General features: G+C 64.4%; 1 protein-coding gene. It reads right to left on the reverse strand.

The features are described from left to right. A partial coding sequence (locus A3764_RS16720) for an ATP-binding protein (protein WP_443069389.1) occupies positions 1-626 on the reverse strand: 626 nt, incomplete at its 3' end. Between the last annotated feature and the right edge of the window lie 104 nt (positions 627-730).

Consider the following 730-nt stretch of genomic DNA (forward strand, 5'->3'; position numbering starts at 1 on the left):
ATGCCCGACCGGCAGTAGTGTTCGTAATCGTCGCGGTTATAGGCGACGCCGCCCCCGGTGCCCCCCATGGTGAAGGCGGGGCGAATGATGGCGGGCAGGCCGATGTCTTCCAGCGCGTCGAGGGCAAGGCGCACGCCCGCGGCGAGGTCTTTCTTGCCCGCTTCGGTCTTGGGCGCGGTGACGATGGTCGCGCGGGGGTTTTCGATCCCCAGCCGGTCCATCGCCTCGCGGAACAGCTTGCGGTCCTCGGCCATTTCGATGGCCTCCCGCTTGGCCCCGATCATCTCGACGCCGAATTTTTCCAGAACGCCCATCTCCTCCAGCGCGAGGGAGGTGTTGAGCCCGGTCTGTCCGCCCATCGTGGGCAGCAGCGCGTCGGGGCGTTCCTTTTCGATGATCTTTGCGACGATCTCGGGCGTGATAGGTTCGATATAGGTGGCATCGGCAAGGCCCGGGTCGGTCATGATCGTCGCCGGGTTGGAGTTGACGAGAATGACCCGGTAGCCTTCTTCCTTCAGGGCCTTGCAGGCCTGCGCGCCGGAGTAGTCGAATTCGCACGCCTGTCCGATGACGATCGGACCCGCCCCAATGATCATGATCGACTGGATGTCGGTACGTTTCGGCATGGCGGCAGCCCCCTGAATGTCAGCAAATTGTCCGCGTTATAGGGATTGGGGAGGGGGGTGCAAGAGGGAAGCGCCCACTGCGGATGCCCTTGCCGCCGGACCGG

This window comes from Sulfitobacter sp. HI0129 (assembly GCF_001635395.1).
In the GTDB taxonomy this organism is placed as follows: domain Bacteria; phylum Pseudomonadota; class Alphaproteobacteria; order Rhodobacterales; family Rhodobacteraceae; genus Sulfitobacter.